This window comes from Camelimonas sp. FR25, from assembly GCF_059740505.1.
Genome location: NZ_JCAWFG010000046.1, coordinates 1 through 20,324 on the forward strand (window position 1 = coordinate 1; position 20,324 = coordinate 20,324).

General features: G+C 61.9%; 22 protein-coding genes and 3 tRNA genes. 14 read left to right on the plus strand and 11 right to left on the minus strand.

Annotated features, from left to right (window positions below; translation table 11 throughout):
* Positions 1 to 859: 859 nt before the first annotated feature.
* Positions 860 to 1,099, minus strand: a complete 240-nt coding sequence (locus tag AC6A67_RS06490; protein WP_498035740.1) for a helix-turn-helix transcriptional regulator — start codon at positions 1,097 to 1,099, stop codon at positions 860 to 862.
* A gap of 722 nt (positions 1,100 to 1,821) precedes the next feature.
* Between AC6A67_RS06490 and AC6A67_RS06495 the strand changes: the two genes are divergently transcribed.
* Both AC6A67_RS06495 and AC6A67_RS06500 read left to right on the plus strand, forming a co-directional pair.
* A tRNA-Arg gene (locus tag AC6A67_RS06495) sits at positions 1,822 to 1,896 on the plus strand.
* A gap of 452 nt (positions 1,897 to 2,348) precedes the next feature.
* On the plus strand, positions 2,349 to 3,524 hold the full coding sequence (locus AC6A67_RS06500) for a site-specific integrase (protein ID WP_498035741.1): 1,176 nt from the start codon (positions 2,349 to 2,351) through the stop codon (positions 3,522 to 3,524).
* Position 3,525: 1 nt separating this feature from the next.
* Here AC6A67_RS06500 and AC6A67_RS06505 read toward each other — a convergent pair.
* Positions 3,526 to 3,602, minus strand: a tRNA-Pro gene (locus AC6A67_RS06505).
* A gap of 1,014 nt (positions 3,603 to 4,616) precedes the next feature.
* Between AC6A67_RS06505 and AC6A67_RS06510 the strand changes: the two genes are divergently transcribed.
* Both AC6A67_RS06510 and AC6A67_RS06515 read left to right on the plus strand, forming a co-directional pair.
* Positions 4,617 to 4,841 (plus strand): hypothetical protein, encoded by a 225-nt coding sequence (locus AC6A67_RS06510; RefSeq protein WP_498035742.1) that lies wholly within the window; start codon positions 4,617 to 4,619, stop codon positions 4,839 to 4,841.
* A 141-nt stretch (positions 4,842 to 4,982) separates the two neighbouring features.
* A tRNA-Gln gene (locus AC6A67_RS06515) sits at positions 4,983 to 5,057 on the plus strand.
* A 117-nt stretch (positions 5,058 to 5,174) separates the two neighbouring features.
* On the opposite strand, the gene AC6A67_RS06520 is transcribed toward AC6A67_RS06515, so the two are convergent.
* From AC6A67_RS06520 to AC6A67_RS06550, 7 genes are all read right to left on the minus strand, one after another.
* Positions 5,175 to 5,678 (minus strand): hypothetical protein, encoded by a 504-nt coding sequence (locus tag AC6A67_RS06520; RefSeq protein ID WP_498035743.1) that lies wholly within the window; start codon positions 5,676 to 5,678, stop codon positions 5,175 to 5,177.
* Positions 5,679 to 5,730: 52 nt separating this feature from the next.
* On the minus strand, positions 5,731 to 6,027 hold the full coding sequence (locus tag AC6A67_RS06525; RefSeq protein WP_498035744.1) for a hypothetical protein: 297 nt from the start codon (positions 6,025 to 6,027) through the stop codon (positions 5,731 to 5,733).
* 193 nt (positions 6,028 to 6,220) lie between these two features.
* Positions 6,221 to 6,832 (minus strand): BRO-N domain-containing protein, encoded by a 612-nt coding sequence (locus AC6A67_RS06530; RefSeq protein WP_498035745.1) that lies wholly within the window; start codon positions 6,830 to 6,832, stop codon positions 6,221 to 6,223.
* Between the two features lie 63 nt (positions 6,833 to 6,895).
* Positions 6,896 to 7,195, minus strand: a complete 300-nt coding sequence (locus tag AC6A67_RS06535; RefSeq protein WP_498035746.1) for a hypothetical protein — start codon at positions 7,193 to 7,195, stop codon at positions 6,896 to 6,898.
* Between the two features lie 100 nt (positions 7,196 to 7,295).
* Positions 7,296 to 8,066 carry a virion core protein, T7 gp14 family gene (locus AC6A67_RS06540; RefSeq protein ID WP_498035747.1) on the minus strand — a complete coding sequence of 257 codons (771 nt, stop codon included), beginning with the start codon at positions 8,064 to 8,066 and terminating at the stop codon, positions 7,296 to 7,298.
* 2 nt (positions 8,067 to 8,068) lie between these two features.
* Positions 8,069 to 8,452 (minus strand): hypothetical protein, encoded by a 384-nt coding sequence (locus tag AC6A67_RS06545; RefSeq protein WP_498035748.1) that lies wholly within the window; start codon positions 8,450 to 8,452, stop codon positions 8,069 to 8,071.
* A 579-nt stretch (positions 8,453 to 9,031) separates the two neighbouring features.
* Positions 9,032 to 9,226 carry a hypothetical protein gene (locus AC6A67_RS06550; protein ID WP_498035749.1) on the minus strand — a complete coding sequence of 65 codons (195 nt, stop codon included), beginning with the start codon at positions 9,224 to 9,226 and terminating at the stop codon, positions 9,032 to 9,034.
* A gap of 783 nt (positions 9,227 to 10,009) precedes the next feature.
* On the opposite strand from AC6A67_RS06550, the gene AC6A67_RS06555 reads away from it, so the two are divergent.
* Entirely contained in the window at positions 10,010 to 10,384 is a 375-nt protein-coding gene (locus tag AC6A67_RS06555) for a hypothetical protein (RefSeq protein ID WP_498035750.1), read from the plus strand.
* A gap of 40 nt (positions 10,385 to 10,424) precedes the next feature.
* Here the strand turns inward: AC6A67_RS06555 and AC6A67_RS06560 are convergent, their stop codons facing one another.
* Together AC6A67_RS06560 and AC6A67_RS06565 are read right to left on the minus strand one after the other, a co-directional pair.
* On the minus strand, positions 10,425 to 11,744 hold the full coding sequence (locus AC6A67_RS06560) for a tyrosine-type recombinase/integrase (protein ID WP_498035751.1): 1,320 nt from the start codon (positions 11,742 to 11,744) through the stop codon (positions 10,425 to 10,427).
* Positions 11,745 to 12,265: 521 nt separating this feature from the next.
* A complete protein-coding gene (locus AC6A67_RS06565) occupies positions 12,266 to 12,712 on the minus strand; it encodes a universal stress protein (protein ID WP_498035752.1) in 447 nt (148 codons plus the stop codon).
* 566 nt (positions 12,713 to 13,278) lie between these two features.
* Between AC6A67_RS06565 and AC6A67_RS06570 the strand changes: the two genes are divergently transcribed.
* From AC6A67_RS06570 to AC6A67_RS06610, 9 genes are all read left to right on the plus strand, one after another.
* Positions 13,279 to 13,563, plus strand: coding sequence for a hypothetical protein (locus tag AC6A67_RS06570; RefSeq protein ID WP_498035753.1), 285 nt, complete (start codon positions 13,279 to 13,281; stop codon positions 13,561 to 13,563).
* A gap of 88 nt (positions 13,564 to 13,651) precedes the next feature.
* Positions 13,652 to 14,458, plus strand: coding sequence for an ion channel (locus AC6A67_RS06575; RefSeq protein ID WP_498035754.1), 807 nt, complete (start codon positions 13,652 to 13,654; stop codon positions 14,456 to 14,458).
* A 117-nt stretch (positions 14,459 to 14,575) separates the two neighbouring features.
* A complete protein-coding gene (locus tag AC6A67_RS06580) occupies positions 14,576 to 14,932 on the plus strand; it encodes an ArsR/SmtB family transcription factor (protein ID WP_498035755.1) in 357 nt (118 codons plus the stop codon).
* Positions 14,925 to 15,791 (plus strand): arsenate reductase (glutaredoxin), encoded by an 867-nt coding sequence (gene arsC, locus AC6A67_RS06585; protein ID WP_498035756.1) that lies wholly within the window; start codon positions 14,925 to 14,927, stop codon positions 15,789 to 15,791. The genes AC6A67_RS06580 and arsC overlap by 8 nt, the downstream gene beginning before the upstream one ends.
* An 8-nt stretch (positions 15,792 to 15,799) precedes the next feature.
* Complete coding sequence (gene arsB / locus AC6A67_RS06590) at positions 15,800 to 16,864, plus strand: ACR3 family arsenite efflux transporter (protein ID WP_498035757.1); 1,065 nt, start codon at positions 15,800 to 15,802, stop codon at positions 16,862 to 16,864.
* A 22-nt stretch (positions 16,865 to 16,886) separates the two neighbouring features.
* Positions 16,887 to 17,621 carry an arsenical resistance protein ArsH gene (gene arsH, locus AC6A67_RS06595; RefSeq protein ID WP_498035793.1) on the plus strand — a complete coding sequence of 245 codons (735 nt, stop codon included), beginning with the start codon at positions 16,887 to 16,889 and terminating at the stop codon, positions 17,619 to 17,621.
* Positions 17,622 to 17,748: 127 nt separating this feature from the next.
* Positions 17,749 to 18,171 carry a YgiW/YdeI family stress tolerance OB fold protein gene (locus AC6A67_RS06600; RefSeq protein WP_498035758.1) on the plus strand — a complete coding sequence of 141 codons (423 nt, stop codon included), beginning with the start codon at positions 17,749 to 17,751 and terminating at the stop codon, positions 18,169 to 18,171.
* Positions 18,172 to 18,419: 248 nt separating this feature from the next.
* Positions 18,420 to 19,460: a phosphotransferase family protein gene (locus AC6A67_RS06605; protein WP_498035759.1), complete on the plus strand. Its 1,041-nt coding sequence runs from the start codon at positions 18,420 to 18,422 to the stop codon at positions 19,458 to 19,460.
* Between the two features lie 428 nt (positions 19,461 to 19,888).
* Entirely contained in the window at positions 19,889 to 20,287 is a 399-nt protein-coding gene (locus AC6A67_RS06610) for a DoxX family protein (protein ID WP_498035760.1), read from the plus strand.
* Positions 20,288 to 20,324: the final 37 nt, after the last annotated feature.

Genomic DNA, 20,324 nt, shown 5'->3' on the forward strand with positions numbered 1-20,324 from the left:
CCCGACGCAATTTTGCACCGTTGTGGCGCAAGGGGTTAGGGCGTGGGCGGCTCTATGATCAGTGGTGACGCTTTGCAGCTTCGCCGTACGAGAACCACTTTCGCTCAACGGCCCGGTGGAAATCATCCTGGTGTAGTTGGGCTGCCGCCACGAGTCGCCCAGTGTCCTTGCCAGCACTGATTTCCTGGCCATCGATATATAGAACCGACGTAGAGCCGACGGGGCTGTAAATCTCATAGATGTGCGGGAAGTCAGTTGCCCAAAGAATGTCGACCGGCCCTCTGCCCGCGCGCGTCCGAATCTGCCTGGACCAATGTAGTGCCATCACACGTTCCTCCCGCATAAAACAGGGCCGCAGGAACAGTGTATCATAAACGCCAAGGCTACCCTAAATTATTGTCATTATTTTAAAGTTTATGTGCCGTAGAGGGCGGACACCGATAAACCGCATTCGGTACCTATAACAGACAGGTGGCAGAAAATCGCCACTCTGGCCGTGCAGCCCTATCCTTTTGCTGCGGCCCGGTAGCCAGTTCCCAGGAGGGAAACATGGCACACGCAAATCAAAATTCTCCAGACTCCCGGCAGCAATCTGACCAGCAAAGTGACCGGCAGTCGGTTCCGCCAAAAGATCACAATGGCAGTCAAAAGGCTGGCCAAAATCGGGATGACATTCCCGAAGAGCAGCGGCCTTTGGTTACGCCTGCGCCTGAGCGGAAGCCAGAGCCAAAAAAGGCCATCTGAGCGCACTCGCCCGTTGGGATGACGATGGAGGGCACAAGTAGCCCTCGCAGAGAGGCCCCGCTGAAAGGCGGGGTTTCTTGCGTGCGCGCGGACAAGAATGCCTGGCGCGGCTGTGTCACCCGCGCAGCCTCACACCAGGCCCGCCATCCACGGTCGCGCCAGCGTCGAGGAAGATGACGCCGGCGGCTTCTAGGGCGATGCGGATGGCTAGGAGGTTGTTGGCGATTGGGGCGCGCCGTCCGCCTTCAAATTCAGCGATGGTCGCACGTGCTACGCCAGCGGCCTCCGATAGCGCTCCCTGCGACCAATTCAAAATGGCTCGTGCAGCCCGGCATTGCTCAGGTGTAATGGACAAAATGAATAACCTTGTTCAATTTGCTTGACGGCACGCATGACATCTGACATTCTGAATAACGTTAGATGATTTGAAGAGCAAGGAGACTCAGACGTCCCACGCCGCCACCGCCGTCGTGCTCCACCAAGCACAGAGATTAAGAGCCGCGCCCGTTGCGGCGCCAGAGCAGGGTGCAGCTGCGCTTGAATGGCTGGCAGGCCTTGCGGATGGCATGGCAGCGGGCGCGGCACCCAGCCTCATGTTCGTTCAGGGCGAGCCGGTTCTGGTCGACGTCGCAGACTATGCTCTGCATCCCGGCACCGAGGCAGTTGTTCTGAATCATGACGGCACGATGAGTTTTGACCACGTGGACTACATCCCGGTTGACATGAACCTGCCAATGGCTGAGCGGCGTGGCTGGGGTGCATGGCGCCGAACCTCGACGCCTGGCGCGTCATCAGAGCGTCCCGGAGTGACCATTATCGGTCGCGTGCTGGCGAGGGCGGGGCAGAGATTAAGAGCGGCGTAGCGCCGTCCGCCAGCTGCCCTATACCCCCCGGAGCACCTAGGAATAACCCGGCCGGAAGGCCGGAGTGAATGGTAGCGGGTTGGGCACCGCACCGCTGCGCGTTCACACTGAAATTCGCTGCGGCACCACACGCTGCGGATCCGCCGGCCCGAAACGGCGGAAATCCCGAGGACGGGCGCGGCTGGCGTGGCACCACACACGTCAGCCGCACTGTGCCCCCGTAGCACGACGGACGTGCAGCGGTCTTCTAAACCGCAGGGTCCCGGTTCGAGCCCGGGCGGGGGCGCCAATTCATAGCCAGGGTACGTTGTCAAGAAAAAATGCGCCCCTGGTATTGACTTTTTTGAGGCTGCTGTGATTAAAGCGATTCAGTGGCATCGCATCGCAACCCATCGCAGCCACGCGCCCGAATAGGGCCACGCCTTTTTAGGCTTCCTGACGAGTAACGCCGCCTACGGCGATTGAAGTTTGACGCCGGTTCAACCGTTCCGGCGACCGGGAACCTGTGTCCAAGAGAGATGCGATGACAGCACAAGCTGCCCCGCCCCATGGCGCGGCCAATGACAACATCGGGCCTGACACGCCCTTGCGGCTCGCTGACGCCTTGCGGCTGGGCTTCCCGGCTGGCGGGATGACCTTGCCCGGTTTGCGTAAGGAGCGTGACCGCGGCAGGCTTACGACATGGCTGGTGGCCGGAAAGGAGTTCACCACCCTGGCTTCGATAGAGGAGATGTTGTCCGCATGCCGCCGCGCCGCAAACAACCCCGCCTGTGGCTCCGCCCAGCCGCAAACGACCGCGCCGCTGTCTGGATCATCCTCGACGGATCGCGCCAGGTTAGCACGCACTGCGCTGCGGACGATGCTGTCGGAGCTGACCGAGCGCTAGACGCCTACAAAGCGCGCAAATACCTGGTCGAGCGTCAGGATAGGCACCGCGCGGCGGCAGACGTTCCCATTGCGGAAGTGCTGGTTCACTACCTTTCCAATAAGAAGGAGTCCGCGCGTCGCCCCAAAGAATTGGCAGCGCGGATTGCTGCGTTGCTGGACTGGTGGGGCGAGCGTTCGCTGGACGATGTATCCCGCAACACATGCAAGGCCTACACCGATAGCCGCAGCACCCCGAACGCCGCGCGCCGGGAGCTAGAGGATCTGCGAGCCGCCATCAATATGGCGATTGCTGATAACGTCTGCCGCGAGGCTGTGAAGGTCACGCTGCCGCCCAAGCCGAAGGGCAGGACGCAGCATCTGGACCGCAGCCAGGTGGCGCGGCTAGTGTGGGAGGCATACCGCCGGAAAGAGGTGCAGCGGGGCAGGGTGACGGCCAAGCGGCCCATGCGGCACGTGGCGCGATTCCTGCTGATGGCGCTGTACACAGGCTCGCGCTCGGCGCGTGCGTGGCAGGCGTCGTTTGTGAAGGAGCCAGGGCTGCCCTGGATCGATCTGGATGCTGGCGTGTTCTATCGCGCTGCTGAAGGGGAGAAAGTTGCAGCCAACAAGCAGGCTCCGCCGATTCGCTTACCCCCTGGCCTGCTGGGACACCTGAAGCGCTGGCGCAAGAACGGCGCACGCTACGTGGTGGAATACAACGGGAAGCCTGCGGACCCGAAGAAAGCGTTCCGGCGACTCGCTGATGATGTGCTGGGGGAGGGCGGTGCAGGGATTGTTCGCCACACTCTGCGACACACTGCCGCGACATGGCTCATGCAAGGCGGAGCGGACATGTGGGAAGCGTCAGGCTACCTGGGCATGACCCGCGAGACACTTGAGAAGACTTATGCGCATCATCACCCTGATTATCAATCGGGCGTGGCGGCTGCGTTCACCAAGGCCAAGGGCAGAAAGGCCGCAACATTACACGTTCCATTGCCGTATCTATTGCCGTACCATTTTGGGGCTCTGGCTAACCCCTTGAAATAAATGGTCGGAGTGAGAGGATTCGAACCTCCGACCCCCTCGTCCCGAACGAGGTGCGCTACCAGACTGCGCTACACTCCGACTTGCTGGCGTCGCCGCCAACGTGAGTGCCTTATACGCGGGAGATTTCCGGGCTGCAAGCGGCGCCCGGCTGAATTTCGGCCGCCCTGTTGATGCCACGGGCGTCGTGCCGGAACCTGTTGGATTTTTTCACCGAAATGGCGCTGCGGCCTGGGGATATGTGGCGGATGCGCCGGTTTTTGCTGCTGCAAGTGCGGGGCGTGGCGCGCGCTGTAGCACCATACGAGGCATGAGCCGCATGGGCAGGGGGGCGAGGCGGCGCCTGGTTAAGGCGGGGCAAGCGGCCGGGGCAGACGGCTGGGGCAAGTGGCTGGGGCAAGTGGCTGGGGCAGCCGGCTGAGCCCGGCTCGGTGTTTGCGTGCATTTGTTCCAGCGACCGCATGTTTCTGGGCCGGGGCAACGGCGCCATGACGTGCTCTCATCGTGCTCTGCGATCCTCGTAAGATACGACGCATCGCGCAGCGAGATCGCTCTCGGCCCTGCTCATGCCCGCGGTCGCCCCACGGTGCGCGAGCCTCCCGACGCCGGGGGCGCCGCTCCAATATGCCAGGCTGGACATGTGCGTGTTGCGGGCGGCGTCGACGAGGGCTGGCGCCGCAGGCGGGTTGCGAGACAGCAGACCTCATACTGACGAGCTCGCCGATATCTGGCGCGGGCGAGTGGGGGGAGGGGCCGGCCAATGCGGTGGCGGGCGACGGCTGTCTGACCGCCTTCGGAAGCTCCGGCGACGCCGGTTTCGCGAGCAGCCATTTGCCTCGCAGGGCCACCATGTGCGCTGGCGCACCACCAGCATGAAGAACTGCGGGCACAGTTATGACGTGAGCGGGCCGGAATGGTGGCGAATCAGTGTTAACCTAGCGTTAACCTTTTTCATCCTGACAATTCCGGCGAGGCGGCAAGAAAAAACTCTGGCCTATGTTGTGGTCAGGTGTGGAACTTGTCGCTGTCTCGCAGGTTTAATTGCGGCGAGCCCATGCGTACGGCGGGCGGTGCTGGTGAAAGTGGAGTGTGCGTGTGGCGGCGTCGATTGTAAGCAGTGTGCTGGTTGTGATCGCAAGCGTCGGCGTGCTGGCGATGCTGGCGTTTCTGTTGCCAGCCCCCAAAATGGCGCGGGCAGGCCTTGCCGCGCTGACCGTGCTGGTTGGCCTCGCCTGGGGCATTGATCAAATCCGCCTTGCCCATCCCCAGTCCGTGCAGCACGCCGCCATGACCCGTCTCAACGTGCCGGCCCAGATGTAATCGCCTGTCTGGGCAAAACGGCGCGGGCGCAGCCGTAGCCCTGGGTTTTGTTCGCGGCGGCCGCTGTTATTCACAGCAGGCCACGCGGGCCACAGATGCAGATTGTCAGGCCTGCGCCCGCAGCTTATGTTCCGCCGCAGTTGGGGCGTAGCCAAGTGGTAAGGCAGCGGTTTTTGGTACCGCCATTCCCAGGTTCGAATCCTGGCGCCCCAGCCAGTGAATTTTTATCCCTTATAATTCAACGATTTCAATGAGTTGCCGGATGGGCTTGTGTCCCTTGGTAGCCCAACGGTAGGCCATTCCGGTAGGCCACGGTAGCCCAGAGCGAATCGTTCATCCTTCATGCGTCTTCGACACCTGCATCTGGTTGATGCGGTGATCCAGCGTAGCCATGAAGCGCGGGACCGTGCCGGCGTTCTTCGCCAGCGTCTGTGAGCTGGTGTCCACCTCTTCGGTCAGGGCTGCGGCTTCAGCTTCGAGCGCCTTCTTCTGCTCATACTCAAGCGCCCATGCCCGAGCAGCTTCAGCGGGGTTCGAGAAGTCCGGCATGGAAAACTGGAGCTTCCCTTTCCGCCACGCCTGATAGACCGCGATGATCTGCTTGCGGATTTCCTTGGCCTTCTCCGCGCCCGAGAACATGCAGAGAAGCAGGGCCTGCTCTTCGTTCAGGTAGTAGGCGTCAACGTAATGGGTCGCGCCGTTGGCTCGGAGTTGCGCCCTGCGGCGGGGCGCAAGGGGGCCGTACCCCGAAAGTTCCAGCAAATTGGCTTCGATCAACTCGCGGATTTTGCGGGGGCGTTCATACCCAAGCTCACGGCCAAGGTCTTCGTCCAGCACCAGCGGCTGTCCGTCGATTTCGTGGAGGGTGATGATCGTGCGCCGTGTTTGACTAGGCGACGCAAAACGCAGGCACTGTAATGCCCGGAAGCAGCCATTCCCAGAATGTCTCTGAACCAGCGTTGACGGCTACCCATTGATATAGGCTCGGGAGCCAAGTCACCGCCTTCAGAATTGAACTCATCAAGGCCGCGAATGCCACGCTCATTGAGTTAGATAACCACTCCGAAAATGAGCAGCCAGACCAATTGATCCGCATTAGTGGCCAGATAAAGCTGGCGAAGTTGATGTATCCTAGTGGAACGCCGATGGCGATATACGCGCCAAGCAAGGCCCTGAGCAATTTCATTCCCCCCTCCAACATAGTTCCCCTACAGGGCTACTTGCGGTCACACAACCGCGTCAAGTGAGGAGGCCCAGCGCCGCTGACCGGGTGGGTCTGCCCACGCTCGGGGTGGATCTTCTCGACGAACTTGCCCTCGGCCTTCGCCCCACGACGGACGCGGTAGCAATTGACAGAGGGGCTGCGGTAGTAGCCGAGGTCAACCCAGCGTCCGGGCGACCATGCCAAGGTTGATGCGAGGGTCGAGCATCTTCACGTAGTCACGGACGGTGTGGAGGTAGGTGCCCACGGACTCCTTCATGGCGTCCTTGTCTTCGATGGCGCGGTCACGCTCCAGCCGTGCCTTCTCACGCTCGGCCTTCAGCCTCTCGATCTTCGCTTCCATGAGCTTCATGGCGCGGAAGATGATCGCTTCGTCGTCCTCTTCAGTGCCTTTGCCGATGTTCTCTTCGCCAGCGACGTAAGCGCCTTCCTTGCGGATGGTCGGAAGGACAACGTGACGGACCCAGCGGTCGAACTCGCGGGCTTCCGGCTTCCGGCTGGACTGGATCAGCTTGTAAAGCCCCGGCTCGGAGACAAGGTTGATCGCTGGCCCTCGGAAACCCTGAATAGTGGTAAGGGTTTTCTCGTCGCTATCGAGAACGTAAACGGCCTTGGTGGTGTTGGTCAGGCCGAGCGCCTTGCAAACGTCCGTGGCGACGAACCAAGGCTGCCCGTCCAGTTCCACGACGCGGATTGAGTTGCGGTTGAAGTCGAAGGTCGAAACTGCGTTGTTCGTGTCCGGCAGTCGCCATCTACCCACGTCTACCATTGTCGGATAAGCGTTTCTTTTTCCGCAACTCACATTTAAGTAATTCTTTTAACTGGCTATTTTTTAAGTCACGAATGGCGCATAGGCCGTGACTCGCGGTCCCTGTTTTGCCGTCTCGCTGACGGTCAGCTTCGCCGCATCGCCAAGGCGCTGCTTCAGACAATCCATGTCCTTGCCCTCATGGCGCATGACCAGAAGGGCGTCAGCGTCGTGGCCCTCTTCGATCAGCTTCCGTGCTGCGGCGTAGAACGGGGTCCGGCTGGTGGTGATGTGGTTGCCTTCGTGGAAGGCGTCGAAGGTCTGGCCCCGCGCCGTGACTTTGGCTGGCCGGACGGTGATGCCGATTGTGTGCGGTGTGCTCATGTTCCCTTTCGCTTTGGGGATGCTGAGAATGGAAAAAGAGAGCCCCCAGCCCTGACGCGTTGATTGCTGCTGTCCGGTTCTGAGGGCGTGAGGTGGGCTATCAAACGATCTTCAGGCTGTTCAGGGACTGCCCAGACCACTTGCCGTAGTTGGATACGCCCTGAACAAGGCTGCTGCCGATGTTCACTGCCAGTGCGCTATTGCTTGGCTGCGGTGGGATTTGAGCGGGGGTGCTAGGAGCCGGGGGAGCGGGGGCTTTGATCCTGCCAGACGGCGAATAGGTAGCCATCGGCATGTCGAAGACACGCTGATCGTTGGACGCCTTGATGCCCTGCATCTCGGTATCAAGCTGCTGCATGGTCATCTGATAGTTCAGGCCCATGACGGCGAGGGCTTCACCCTCCTGCCGTGCTACGTCCCCGATGATCTGGTCAACGGTGATACCTTCAATGCCCTTGTCGGCTGCGGCTGCTGCGCCACCTGCTGCCATCTTTCGGGACTGACGGCGAATGTCGTCCATCCCAAGTGTAGCGGCTATACCTTCCTGAACCTGACGAAGGAGCATCTGCCCGTACTGAGCGAAGCGGTTCTCTTCGATGATCTCAGTGGAACGGGTGAGGTGGTTCTTCTGCCGGTCGAACTCTTCCTTCTGGTAATCCAGAACGTCGAAGCCGTAGTCGATCTCCTGCTTATATACCGTGTTCTGGTACTCAATGACCTGACCACGGTACTTCTCGTCCTGCGCTTCCTTCTGGACGTTGTAGAGCCACTGGTTGTAGGCGTTGGCCTTCTGCTCATTGTGGCTGATTACTGAGCCAGCAATGCTCAAGCCAGTGGACAGAATGGAAGCGCCACCTGCGAGGTTGCACATTGTCAGCGGCTCATGCGGTGGAAGGTCTTGCGGGACATTGCCCGATCCCGTTCCGCTGGCGTCTTCACTGTGTAGACGTACAGGTTCTCCCGACGCAGGTTCAGCGGGTTCTTGTCGTGGAAGCGGACGAAGGACTGTGAATCTGTGATGCCCAGCATGGCGCGGGCGACACGATCAACGCGGACGGTCTTTCCGATCCTGCGGCTGTAGCTGACGCCGCCCTTGTTCAAGTACCAGTTGGGCGTGATGCCGCTGTCGATCAGCTTGTGCCAGTCTTCAGGGTGCATCCGGGCCTGCAATTCAGTGCCTGCCAGAGGGATGCGGTAGACGGACGATCCGTCCTTGTCGGTGATTAGGTAAGGTGGCCTGAGGATTTTCTTCTGCATTGCCAAAGGGTTGCGGTGGTTTTGATCTAGGAAAAATGGAAAACAAACAGGGCATAAGACACAGAGGGACAATCAAAGCTGGCGTGAACTCCCCGCCTCTTGGCCGTAGGTGTAGTGGCTACACTTCAGGCAAGCCTTGAGAGGCCCTATCAGCGCAAGCGCTCTGAGAAAGGGAGGCGGGGAAGTCTTCAGCAATGACAGAGGTGTGACCGTGACCCTGATGACAGGCAGTCCAGACAAGGGACTGAGGTAGCTTCAGAAAGCTGTGACAGGGCTTCCGTGAAGCTGTCCGTTCCTCTTCCTTCTTTCTTGTCTTCCCCCCTTCAGGGGTCACTTCAGTGACACTGTAGGTTCAGCGTTAGTAACCTACATAAGGAAGGGAGAAAGATGATACGGAAGATGGAACGCTAGAGTTACACTATAGTGTATCTTTAGTGGTAGCTATGATGGGGGCTACCGGTAAGGGTGGGGGTTTTATCCCCTGTCAAAAAAGCCATTTATTTACAATGCAGTAGCTGACGGTATAGTGGACTATACCAAGCATCCGTTCGGTATAGTCCCACTTCACCTGACCCAACGTCACCACTGGATGGTGAACTCCTTCAGCCGTTCCTTCGACGTACTGACTTCCAGCCTGCCGAGGCGGGCGACAAGCGATCCGCCCACGCCATGATGAACTGACTTGTGCCGCTCAAAGCCCCAACCGACGCTTTGCCCCCTAGGCTGGCGGGCGACGTGAATGGAGAACAGCGGGGTGGTGATGAATAGGCTCATGACTTGCTCCTGTATCGCTGGTTGAACAGGGCCAGGTTACGAAAATGATTGGCATGGTCAAGCTAAGTTATTGATCTCGTTATCGAAAATGTCACGGAAGCGGGAGCATCGCTTTAATCCTGAGTCCGTCCAATCGCTTGGCTACGGTGGTGGCGATAGTGGGGCTGTGGATTGTCGCAGGGGCTGCCCCTGCTGCCTAGCGGCTTCGCCGCATTGGATGGCCCTAGAAGGTGGGGCGGGGTGGCCTAAAACCGCCAACTATGGTCCGGCTGGTGTGATCGTACCCGGAAGGTGGAAGTGGCCATTCTAGGGGCCTTCCCCCACTCTTTGCCGCCAATGATGGGGCCTGTGTTAGGGCCGGGGTTGGTTGCATTGGTATAGGTGTATGTATCACAGTGGCTTGGATGGAGTGTATGGCGGACACAGTGTCCGTCGAACTCCTGTAATCGCAGGGCGAGCGCCGTTCCACAACGTCTAAGACATGCGGCTGACCGCTGTTCCAAATCGGCATGACCAGTCTATCGGAACGGCTCCGGTGGCTGGCTGGAACGGTCCACTAGGGCCTGCCCATATGGAACGGCGTGGGGGCGGTGGTGCTTCGATATGGGAGTGAGGGGCCGAGAGTGTGCATCGCGCTGGCCCACCCCATACGGGGGAAACGCTGGCGCTTACGCTATATGGAGGCGTCAGACATTTTTTGCCCAGAACGTCCCGGGCCGACTTGTGCTGCAATCGAATAGCCCGGTAATTAAAGACAAGTTGAAACAAGGGGGGGAGGGGCATATGCGCTCTGCGGTTTGCGCAATCCTAGCGTTAATGATTCTTCCTGCGGCTGCACAAAGCCAATCAATAACCGGACGAGAACTCGTGCAGTCATGCACAAAGGACAGGCGACTTGTAACAGCACATGTGCATGGGGTCTTAGCCGGAACGACGTTTTGGCTTGCCCATATCGACGAAGCAACGAAAAGAAGAATTGGCTTTTGTGTCGGGAATAAACCGGTATCCATTTCAGAAATTGTCAACGATGTTTGCAGTTCATCTGCAAGCGTGAGTGAGGCAAATCCAGTGATGGATAAGGGCTTAGATGCTGCAATGCTTATGGGTATCCTGTCCACTACTCTGTTTACTATGCATCAAAAATACCCGTGCAAATGAATGGGCGATAAGCGGCTGCCAGTTATTTCATTGCGTGGGGTTAGGCCGAAGCGGCAACTCCCTGACCGGGCATAGTCACTGCCTCCACCACGGCCCTGAACTGTTCCACTTCTGGCCCTGCTGAATACCGCCCAAGCGTCATCCCTTCGCGCTTGTGGCCTACAAGCGACTGAATGAAGTGGGGCGGCTGGTGGGCTTGCTCGGCCTTGGTGATGAACCAGCGCCGGAAGCTGTGAAAGTCCACGCGGGACTGGCGCTTGCCGGGAGGGACATCGTTTACGCCCACGCGCTTCCGGTAGCTTCCGAAAGCCTTCACGACATATTGCGAACGTTCCACTGCCGATCCGGGCTTGGGTTCCGGAAGTTCAGGAAAGAGCCAGTCGTCAGGGGCCTTGCCGGCCGTCCTGCGCTCAACGATGCTGGTCAGCCCTGAGTGGATCGGGACCATGCGGACGCCTGCCGTGGTTTTCGCGGTAACAATGTCAAAGCACTCATTCACAATGTCCCGGACACGCAGCTTGGCTATCTCGTCAACGCGCATACCGGAGAGGGCTGCAATGGACATGAAATCCCGGATCAGCGGATTTGCGTTTCCGCTGAACAGCTTGTGCATTTCGTCATCGGTGAATGGGCGCTTGTCCTCGCTCTTGGGCGTCTGAACCTTGGGCAAGGACTGCCCCTGCCAGACATTGGCCTCAACGATGCCCTTCCGCTCGGCCCATTTCCAGAAACTGGAGAGGGCTGAAATGTCCTTGTTGGTCGTGCGGACGTTCACATTGGCCTGAACGAAGGCAGCGGTGATGTAGCTGCCTGCGATGCGGCGGGTGACGCCCTCCAGTGTGGTTGGGTGCCTGTTGCTGGATAGCCAAGCGTTCAACTTCACCACGGCCCTGCGGTAATCAATGATCTGCCGGGGCTTCATGGAGCGTTCTGCAAGCCAGTCATCAACGATGGTCAGTAGAGGGGTCGCTTGGCCTTTCGCTGTGTCAACAAACGCCTTGGCCCTGCCTAAGCCCTCCTGTGCCTCAATCTCGCGGGCGCGTTCGGACATGAGTAGGTCAATGGTGTCGTTGTGCTGGTCGTCTGCCGTGAACGATTGCCGCCAGTCCATCGCCTCGTCCATGAGGGGATCGCCTGCCTTGCTGGCCTTCCGTTGCATCTCCCGTTCAGCCTTTTGGAGCATATCCTTCATGTCAGCGACAATCCGGTGCTTCTCACGGTTGGCGATGGTGAGGTTGTCAGTGTGAAGGGGCTGGATCAGATGGGCCTTGCCGATGATCTGACGGAGGCGTTCGGGAACCTTGACGACAACGCGCCACTGGTTGCCGTGCTTCTTCAGGTAGGTCTTGTCTGCAGCCATGAGGGGTCCAGAAGGCTGGTGCTACGCGGTCCGGTAGCCCAGTGGTAGGCCAATCTGGTAGCCCAAAACAAGTGTAAAAATGCTTTAATAGCAACGATTTCAGAGGGGGGTTGCTCCGTGAAGAGAGGGTCCTGGCGCCCCAGCCAATCCCATTACACAATCCGATTTTTCACGTTCGGGCAGCGACCGGCGCGCGTCTTGCGGCGGATGTGGTGCACGTGTGGGCTCCGTTGGCGTCTGGGCAAGGGCGTCGTGGGGCGGGGCTTGATCGTGGCCGGGCGGCGGCGCTGGCCAGTTGGCTGGCCAAGCCTCGACAGTTGATCGCCCAGCCTCAGATTGCCCCGCCCTGACCTGGCTCGCTCGCCGCCCGCTGCGTCATCGCCGGCGCAGCAAATTGTTTGCGGTGGGTTTGGCCCTTTTTACCAGAATGCGAAGATGCTGAGGCATCCGCATCCTGAAAGGCTCAGGCGCCGCACGGGCTTGTCCAGCACCCGATGCGCCATGCCCATCGAGCGCCGATATTAGCGCACCACCAGCACCGGAATGGTGGTGTGGGCCAGCACTTCGGCGGTCTGGCTGCCGAGCAGCACCCGTTCCACGCCGCGGCGGCCGTGGGAGGACATGACGATCAGGTCGCAATGGTGATGTCGGGCGAAGCGGACGATCGCCTCGGCCGGGGATTTGTCGATTTCGTGGGCCAGTTCGGCTTTCACGCCATAGGACGACACGAGGTGATCGATGGCGGCGAAGCGCTCTTTCATCGTCTCGTCGATCTGGTGGTCATAGTGCCCGACCGGGTCTTCGATACCGCCCATGCGGGCCGCCTGCGCCACTTGTGAGCGGATCGGAGCCAGCACTGTCAGCACCGTGACCTTGGCGCCCAGCGGTTTCGCCAGCCCCAGCCCATGTTCAATGCCTCTGCGAGCAAGTTCGGAGCCGTCAGTGGTGATCAGAATGTGGCTGTACATGTGTTTTCTCCGGTAGCGCTGCCCGGATATGGTGCATGTTGCTGAAAAATCGACAAGTAACCTTGTTTTTACTTGGGCGGGCGCCCGCTGCGGCGCAGGCCGGTCAATCCGCGCCACGACCGTGCTGCTGGGCGCAGCCGCGCTGGCAGGGGCATGTATCGCAGGCCTGCAGGCGATAGATCTCCGCATGACTGGCAAGAGCGACGTGGCGGCAGAAAAAACTGTCTGCTGAAATTCTGTCCCTGAAAGACTGGCCCTAGAAAGGCTGGCGTCTGGGCGCGCTGACGCCCCTGTTCGCGCAGTTGTTGTCGGCGCTGGTCTTTTGTCCACGCTGCTATTGAACGTGCTGCCGCGGGGCGATCGCTGCGCAGCGATCGCCCCGCGTTTCCCCAATGCGTCCAGCCAGCCAAGCGTTCCCCAGCTGGCTGAGAACCGTTCGCCCCGCCGCATCAGGATGCGGGATCACCGGGATGTTTGATGCGCGTCGCCGGGCTTGGTCTAACCTGCTGCTGCGGCAGGTGGCCATGTGTGGCCACGCAACCTGCGCGCGACACGGGACGTGCGTCATGGAACAGCTTCTGATCAATCTGATCGCCGGCGCGGCCGGCGGCGTTGGAGTCGGCAAGACCTCGCCAGCCATCGATATGGGTGTGATCGCTAACGCCATCGCCGGCCTCGTCGGCGGCGGCGTGCTTGGTCAGCTCGTGCCGCTGGTGCTGCCGGCCGTGCAGGCGTCGCTGGCCAGCGGCAATTTCAGCATTGGCGGCGTGCTGACCAATCTGATCACCGGCGGCGCAGGCGGGGCGATCCTGACCGCCATTATCGGCGCCGTGAAGAACCGCGCAGCCTGATTGTCGTGTCAGCGGCGCCGGCGCGGCAAGCCTCTGCGCCTCTGGCGTCGGGCCTCCGCTGCGATGGGACGATGTCCCGGGTGGGTTTATGGTAGCCAGCAACAAGCCGACGACGCCTGAAGCCAGCTCGCCCCTGGCGCGGCTGCGTGACAGGCTGCGCAAACTGTATTACGGCACAACGCCCGCCGCTTTCCGTTTCCAGATCGGCGTCATCGTCGTTGATTTGCTGATCATCGGCTTTTTCATCGCCACCCCTGTGCTGCGCGATACGCCGTCGTTCCTGTGGCTCGACTACGCAGTGGCGGCCATCGTCGCCGCTGATCTGGGGGCGCGGCTGCTCGCCGCCAATGATGCGCTCCGATTGCTGCGCCAGCCCACCACATGGGTCGACCTGTTCATCCTGGTCACCCTGCTATTCCCGGAAACGCTCGGTAACCTTGGGTTCTTACGCATCCTGCGGCTGTGGTCGCTGTCGCGCAGCGGCACGCTGTGGCGGCATTTTACCCGCGGCACCGTGCGCGAATGGCGCGACGCCAGCCACGCCATCATTAATCTGCTGACGTTTCTGCTGGTGGTGACGGGCTTCGTCTACACCTTCTTCTTCCGCAATAACGCAGGCATCGTCGGCTATGTCGATGCGCTGTATTTCACCGTCGCCACCGTCACCACCACGGGCTTTGGCGACATCGTGCTGCCTGGCGTCGCCGGCAAGCTCACCGCCATCGTCACGATGCTGGTCGGCATATCGCTCTTTGTGCGGCTAGCCCAGGCCATCTTCCGGCCGCACAAGGTCTATTTCCCCTGTCCGCAATGCGGACTGCAGCGGCATGATCCCGACGCGGTGCACTGCAAGGCCTGCGGCCAGGTGCTCAAGATTCCGGATGAGGGCGAATAGGCCTGGGCCGCACCCACGCGGTGACATGGCCTGAGACGCCGACGTGTCCGTGCCTCGCCGGCCGCCACGGTACGCGGCCGCTTGACCTTCGCGTCAAATGTCCATAAGTCTCGACATATGGAACAGACAGACATCATCACCGCACTGTCGGCGCTGGCCCAGCCGACCCGGCTGGAGGTGTTCCGATTGCTGGTGCGGCATGAGCCGGAAGGTTTGCCAGCCGGGGAGATCGCCCGGCGGCTGGCGGCGCCGCACAACACCATGTCGAGCCATCTCACCATTCTGGCCCGCGCCGGTCTGGTCAGCTCCGAGCGGCGCAGCCGCTCGATCATCTATCGGGCCAGCCTCGACCAGATCCGCAACGTGCTGGGCCATCTGCTCGCGGATTGCTGCGGCGGCCATCCCGATGTCTGCACGCCGCTGCTCGCCGTGCTCGCCCCATGCTGCGCACCCAAGGACCAGGGCAATGTCTGAACAACGCGTGACAATCCTTCACAATCCAGCCTGCGGCACGTCCCGCAACACCCTGCGGCTGATCACGGCGGCGGGGATTACCCCCGACGTGGTCGATTATCTCAACACGCCGCCGACGCGCGACGCGTTGCGCGGCTGGATCGACGCCATGGGCGTCAGCGTGCGGGCCGTGGTCCGCGACAAGGAGCGCGTGTTCGCCGACCTCGGGCTGGATCGCCCGGAGGTCGGCGACGAGGCCTTGCTTGACGCCATGGTCGCCCATCCGGTGCTGATCAACCGGCCCATCGTCATCAGCCCGCGCGGCGTCAATCTGTGTCGCCCTTCCGAACTGGCGCTCGACCTCTTGCCGCCGCTTACGGCGCCGGGCCTGGTGAAGGAAGATGGCGCAGCCTTTCTGCGCGACCAGCCCATCGCGCCCACGGGGGCGCTGCGCGCCGTGCTTGCTGACGCAGGCCTGTCCGCCGATGAGCTGAAAGCGTGGGACTTGCCCGCCGGTGAGCCAGCGGCGCAGCAAGCATCGGGGCGACGGCTGTTCGCCTACACGACCCTCGACGGCGCGCCGGTCGGCTACGCCGGCTTTGCGCTGTATGGCGAGGCTGCGCTGCTGCGCCCGCTGCTGGTGCTGCCGGAGCGGCGCGGCCAGCGGGCAGGGCGCAATATGCTGCTGTTGCTGATGCGCCGCGCCTTCGATCTTGGGGCACGCGAGGCTTATGTGCATGCAAGCGCGGCGCGGCCATTCTTCGAGGCGAGGGGCTTTTCTGTGATCAGCCCGGAGGCTGCGCCTGAGGCGATCCGCGCCGAAAAGCCTGTGGCGCTGGCGCAGGGCGCCGCGCTGCTGCGCCGGCGCATGAGCATCTGAGGCAGGCCATGTCGCGCTTTGAACGCTATCTGAGCCTGTGGGTCGCGCTGTGCATCCTCGTTGGCGTCACCCTGGGGCATTTGCTGCCGTCCCTGTTCCAGGGCATCGCCGCCCTTCAGATGGCTCACGTCAATCTGCCGGTGGCCGTGCTGATCTGGCTGATGATCATCCCGATGTTGCTGCGCATCGATCTCGCAGCTTTGGGCAAGGTCGGCCAGTACTGGCGCGGCGTCGGCGTCACGCTGTTCATCAATTGGGCGGTCAAGCCGTTTTCGATGGCCGTGCTGGGCTGGCTGTTCATCGGCTATCTGTTCCGGCCGCTGCTGCCTGAGGGGCAGATCGCCTCCTATATCGCCGGGCTCATCCTGCTCGCCGCCGCGCCATGCACCGCCATGGTGTTCGTTTGGTCGAACCTGACCAGGGGTGAGCCGCATTTCACCCTCAGCCAGGTGGCGCTCAACGACGCCATTATGGTGATCGCCTTTGCGCCTATCGTCGCCTTGCTGCTCGGCGTCTCGGCCATCGCCACGCCATGGGGCGCGCTGGTGCTGTCGGTGGCGCTGTATATCGTCATTCCGGTGATCATCGCCCAACTTATGCGCCGCTTTGTGCTGGCGCGGGGCGGGGAGCCCGCCCTGGCGCGGCTGCTCGCCGCGCTGGGCCCGCTGTCGCTGCTGGCGCTGCTCACCACCCTGGTGCTCTTGTTCGGCTTTCAGGGCGAACAGATTCTGGCGCAGCCGCTGGTCATCGCCCTGCTGGCCGTGCCGATCCTCATCCAGACCTACCTCAACGCAGGCCTCGCCTATGGCCTCAACCGGCTGCTGGGCGAGCAGCATTGCGTCGCCGGTCCCTCGGCGCTGATCGGCGCCTCGAACTTCTTCGAGCTGGCGGTCGCCGCCGCCATCAGCCTGTTCGGCTTCACGTCCGGCGCGGCGCTGGCCACAGTGGTCGGCGTGCTGGTCGAAGTGCCGGTGATGCTGTCGGTGGTCTGGCTCGTCAATCGCAGCAAGCCCTGGTACGAGCGCGGCCTCGCGCCCGCAGCCAAAGCGCAAAGGAACCCGCAAGGTGACTGATCTTCCCGCCCTCGACGCCGCGCTGGCGCCGCCGATCGACCTGCAGCGGCTGGAAACCGGCCAGCTGGCGCCCCACAAGCCGCGCATCCTTTTGCTCTATGGTTCGCTGCGCCAGCGCTCCTACAGCCGCCTGCTGACGCTGGAGGCCGAGCGGCTGTTGCAGCGCTTCGGCGCCGACACCCGGGTGTTTGACCCCACCGGCCTGCCGCTGCCCGACGGCGCCGACAGCGATCACCCCAAGGTGCAGGAGTTGCGCACGCTGTCGCAATGGTCAGAGGGGCAGGTGTGGTGCAGCCCGGAGCGCCATGGCGCCATGGCCTCGGTGCTCAAGGCGCAGGTCGACTGGCTGCCGCTGTCAGAAGGCGGCATGCGGCCGACCCAGGGGCGGACGCTGGCGGTGATGCAGGTGTGCGGCGGCTCGCAATCCTTCAACGCCGTCAACCAGATGCGCGTGCTTGGCCGCTGGATGCGGATGATCACCATTCCCAACCAGTCCTCAGTGGCCAAGGCGTTTCAGGAGTTCGATGAGGCGGGGCGGATGCTGCCGTCGTCCTGGTATGATCGCGTCGTCGATGTGATGGAGGAATTGATGAAGTTCACGCTCCTGATCCGCGACCGTTCAGATTATCTCACCGACCGCTACAGCGAGCGCAAGGAGATGGCCGGGCGGCAGGCCGTCGCGCGGACCCAGCCACAGCCGCGCGGTGTGGACGAGGCCCACCGGCTGGCGGCGGCGGCCATGAGTCACGAAAAATAATCCACGAGCCGTGATGCGGGGCGGGCGAACCCAAGCGCGCCGCGCCCTGACGCGGCTGTGATCGGCATATGCGTGCCGTAACGGAACCTCGATCCACTCCATGCATTGCCCAGGTGGAGGTAGTTCCATGACCAAGCATTCTGTATCCGAGACTGGCGCGCGTCGCGCCGCCTTGCGCAGGCTGGGCACGGCTGCGGCCATGGCCACCGCGCTTTTTGTGGCGGCGCCAGCGGTGGCGCAATGGGCTGGCCCATCTGATGCCCCGGCGAAGAGCCAGCCGAAATATGCCGCCACCACCATTGCGGCGATCAAGGCGACGCCCAAGGACGACCAGAAGGTGATCCTCGAGGGCAAGATTGTCCGCAAGCTGGGGGATGAGCGCTATCTGTTCGCCGATTCCTCCGGCCAGATCGAGGTCGAGATCGACGACGAGGAATTCCCCAAGGAGAAGATCACCGAAAATACCCGGCTGCGGCTGGAAGGTGAGGTCGACACACATATGACCCGAGACGCTGACATTGATGTCGAGCGGGTCACCATCCTGCGCTGACGGGCGCGCACTGACGGTCCATAGCTCCGTGTGAACTTGTGACCCTGGCGTTCTGAGCTGCGCCCGGCGATTTGCGACGGATTTTCCGCTGCAATCGCCGGGCGCAGCGCGGATTGGAGGTACACTTTTTGGATCAATGCGTTTACGTGACGGGATCAGGGCGTGCGCGTCGGCGCGCGCCATGGTGGGGACGCGCCGTTTCGGGGATGCGATCACCTTCCGTAAGGTCGTAACGCAGGAGATCAGACATGGCCGAGCAGGTCAGGGAGCCGGATGCGCTGGATGGCGAGGCAGGTCGCAAGACGCTGCGCAGCTTTCTGGAGGGGTACTTTGGCGAACAGCCGGAGCATTTCGCCATCTCGAAAATCTCGGGCGGCCAGTCAAACCCCACGTTTTTCGTCGATTTTGGCGCCCGCCGCATGGTGCTGCGCAAGCAGCCCCCGGGCAAGCTGCTGCCAGGCGCCCATGCCATCGACCGCGAATTCCGCGCCCTTGAGGCCCTGAACCCGGTCGACGTGCCGACGCCGCGCGCCATTCTGCACTACACCCGCAGCGATGTGGTCGGCACGCCGTTCTATCTGATGGACCGGCTCGATGGCCGGGTGTTCCACGATTGCGCCCTGCCGGGCCTCACGCCAGAAGAGCGCCGCGCCGTCTATCTCGGCCTCGCCGAAGCGATGGCCAAATTGCACGCCGTGCAGCCAGATAAGATTGGCCTCGGCGATTTCGGCAAGCCGGGCAATTACTTCCAGCGCCAGATTTCGCGCTGGACCCGCGCCTATAATGAGAGCCCCAGCGATCGCGTGCCGGCGCTCGATCGTCTGGTGCAATGGCTGCCCGAGAACATGCCGGAAGACGATGGCCGCGTCGCCATCGCCCATGGCGACTTCCGCCTCGGCAACATGCTGTATCACCCCACCGAGCCACGGGTGATCGGCATTCTCGACTGGGAGCTGTCGACGCTGGGCCATCCTCTGGCTGATCTGGCCTTCGCCTGCATTCCGTGGCGGACGACGCCGGAACAATATGGCGGTATTCGCGGCCTTGACCATGCGGCGCTCGGCATTCCGACCGAGCAAGAATTTGTCGCCCATTATTACAAGCATGCCGTGCCGACCGCCGCGTTGCAGCCGTTCCATGTCGCTTTCGCGCTGTTCCGCTTCTCGGTGATCTTCATGGGCATCAATGACCGCGTGCGTTCCGGCAACGCCGCTGGCGACGACGCCGCGAAGCTTGAGCCGCTGGCCCGCGAAATGGCGGAGCGCGCGGTGGAAGCCATCGACGGCTGAGACGCGCCATAGCAACTGCATCCGGCGTGCGTCGGAGGCGGGCAAATAGCAACAGCCGGTCCGGCGTCGTCGGGCCGGCTTTTTGTTGGCGGCGCGCGAGGGCCTCACGACGTGACGACTGGCCTATAGACGATGCCCTCACTGTCTCTCCCGAGCGGTTACTTCCAGAAGTGAATTCCTTGATTTAATTTTACAGAACGGATGCTGTAAAGCCGCGCTCCGTTCCCTGTACAGGTCGCCAGAATCATTTAAACATGACTTGATAAACTTTTTGGGACATCCGCTGGATATTTGGGGCGTCGCCGGCTCATGTCCAGCGGGCGGTGGGCAAGATGGCAGGCTTTCTGGCAGGCGGCGCCTGCTGGGAGTTGTGCTGTGGCGCGGCGTGGTGAACGTCGCGGGGTTGGTTTGGCTGCCGGGGGGCTTCGATGTCGACTGAGGACAGTTTTTCACTCGCCGCCGTCTGGGTGGGGCGGATTTTGGGGTTGCTGGTGGTTGCGGCGCTGGCGCTCGACGCCGCCGTGCAATTCGTGGCCGTCGATCTGCTGCGGGCCGAGATGGACGCCACCGGATATGCCGTGGCGCTGGCGCCGCGGCTCGGCGTGATCATGGCGGTCTGCGCCATACTTTACGCCATACCCCAGACCGCCGTGCTGGGGGCGATATTGATCACCGCTTTCCTCGGCGGCGCCATCAGCACGCATTTTCGTATGGGCGAGATCGGCTCGCCGCCACAGCTGATCTGCCTGCTGCTCGGCGTCATGACCTGGGCCAGCCTCTATTTGCGCTTCCCGGCCCTACGCAGCCTGTTGCCGTTGTCGCGTTGACGATGCCGCGACAGGCGTGTCGGCGAGCGGCGAGCGG

Bases quoted from the DNA above. Each gene is read 5' to 3' on its own strand.
- AC6A67_RS06555 (WP_498035750.1), top strand. From the start codon at position 10,010: ATGCGCTCTGCGGTTTGCGCAATCCTAGCGTTAATGATTCTTCCTGCG.
- AC6A67_RS06550 (WP_498035749.1), bottom strand. From the start codon at position 9,226: ATGAGCCTATTCATCACCACCCCGCTGTTCTCCATTCACGTCGCCCGC.
- AC6A67_RS06530 (WP_498035745.1), bottom strand. From the start codon at position 6,832: ATGGTAGACGTGGGTAGATGGCGACTGCCGGACACGAACAACGCAGTT.
- AC6A67_RS06580 (WP_498035755.1), top strand. From the start codon at position 14,576: ATGGAACAGACAGACATCATCACCGCACTGTCGGCGCTGGCCCAGCCG.
- AC6A67_RS06610 (WP_498035760.1), top strand. From the start codon at position 19,889: ATGTCGACTGAGGACAGTTTTTCACTCGCCGCCGTCTGGGTGGGGCGG.
- arsB (WP_498035757.1), top strand. From the start codon at position 15,800: ATGTCGCGCTTTGAACGCTATCTGAGCCTGTGGGTCGCGCTGTGCATC.
- AC6A67_RS06570 (WP_498035753.1), top strand. From the start codon at position 13,279: ATGGAACAGCTTCTGATCAATCTGATCGCCGGCGCGGCCGGCGGCGTT.
- AC6A67_RS06605 (WP_498035759.1), top strand. From the start codon at position 18,420: ATGGCCGAGCAGGTCAGGGAGCCGGATGCGCTGGATGGCGAGGCAGGT.
- arsC (WP_498035756.1), top strand. From the start codon at position 14,925: ATGTCTGAACAACGCGTGACAATCCTTCACAATCCAGCCTGCGGCACG.
- AC6A67_RS06565 (WP_498035752.1), bottom strand. From the start codon at position 12,712: ATGTACAGCCACATTCTGATCACCACTGACGGCTCCGAACTTGCTCGC.
- AC6A67_RS06500 (WP_498035741.1), top strand. From the start codon at position 2,349: ATGCCGCCGCGCCGCAAACAACCCCGCCTGTGGCTCCGCCCAGCCGCA.
- AC6A67_RS06560 (WP_498035751.1), bottom strand. From the start codon at position 11,744: ATGGCTGCAGACAAGACCTACCTGAAGAAGCACGGCAACCAGTGGCGC.
- AC6A67_RS06540 (WP_498035747.1), bottom strand. From the start codon at position 8,066: ATGTGCAACCTCGCAGGTGGCGCTTCCATTCTGTCCACTGGCTTGAGC.
- AC6A67_RS06525 (WP_498035744.1), bottom strand. From the start codon at position 6,027: ATGAAATTGCTCAGGGCCTTGCTTGGCGCGTATATCGCCATCGGCGTT.
- AC6A67_RS06575 (WP_498035754.1), top strand. From the start codon at position 13,652: ATGGTAGCCAGCAACAAGCCGACGACGCCTGAAGCCAGCTCGCCCCTG.
- AC6A67_RS06545 (WP_498035748.1), bottom strand. From the start codon at position 8,452: ATGCAGAAGAAAATCCTCAGGCCACCTTACCTAATCACCGACAAGGAC.
- AC6A67_RS06600 (WP_498035758.1), top strand. From the start codon at position 17,749: ATGACCAAGCATTCTGTATCCGAGACTGGCGCGCGTCGCGCCGCCTTG.
- AC6A67_RS06535 (WP_498035746.1), bottom strand. From the start codon at position 7,195: ATGAGCACACCGCACACAATCGGCATCACCGTCCGGCCAGCCAAAGTC.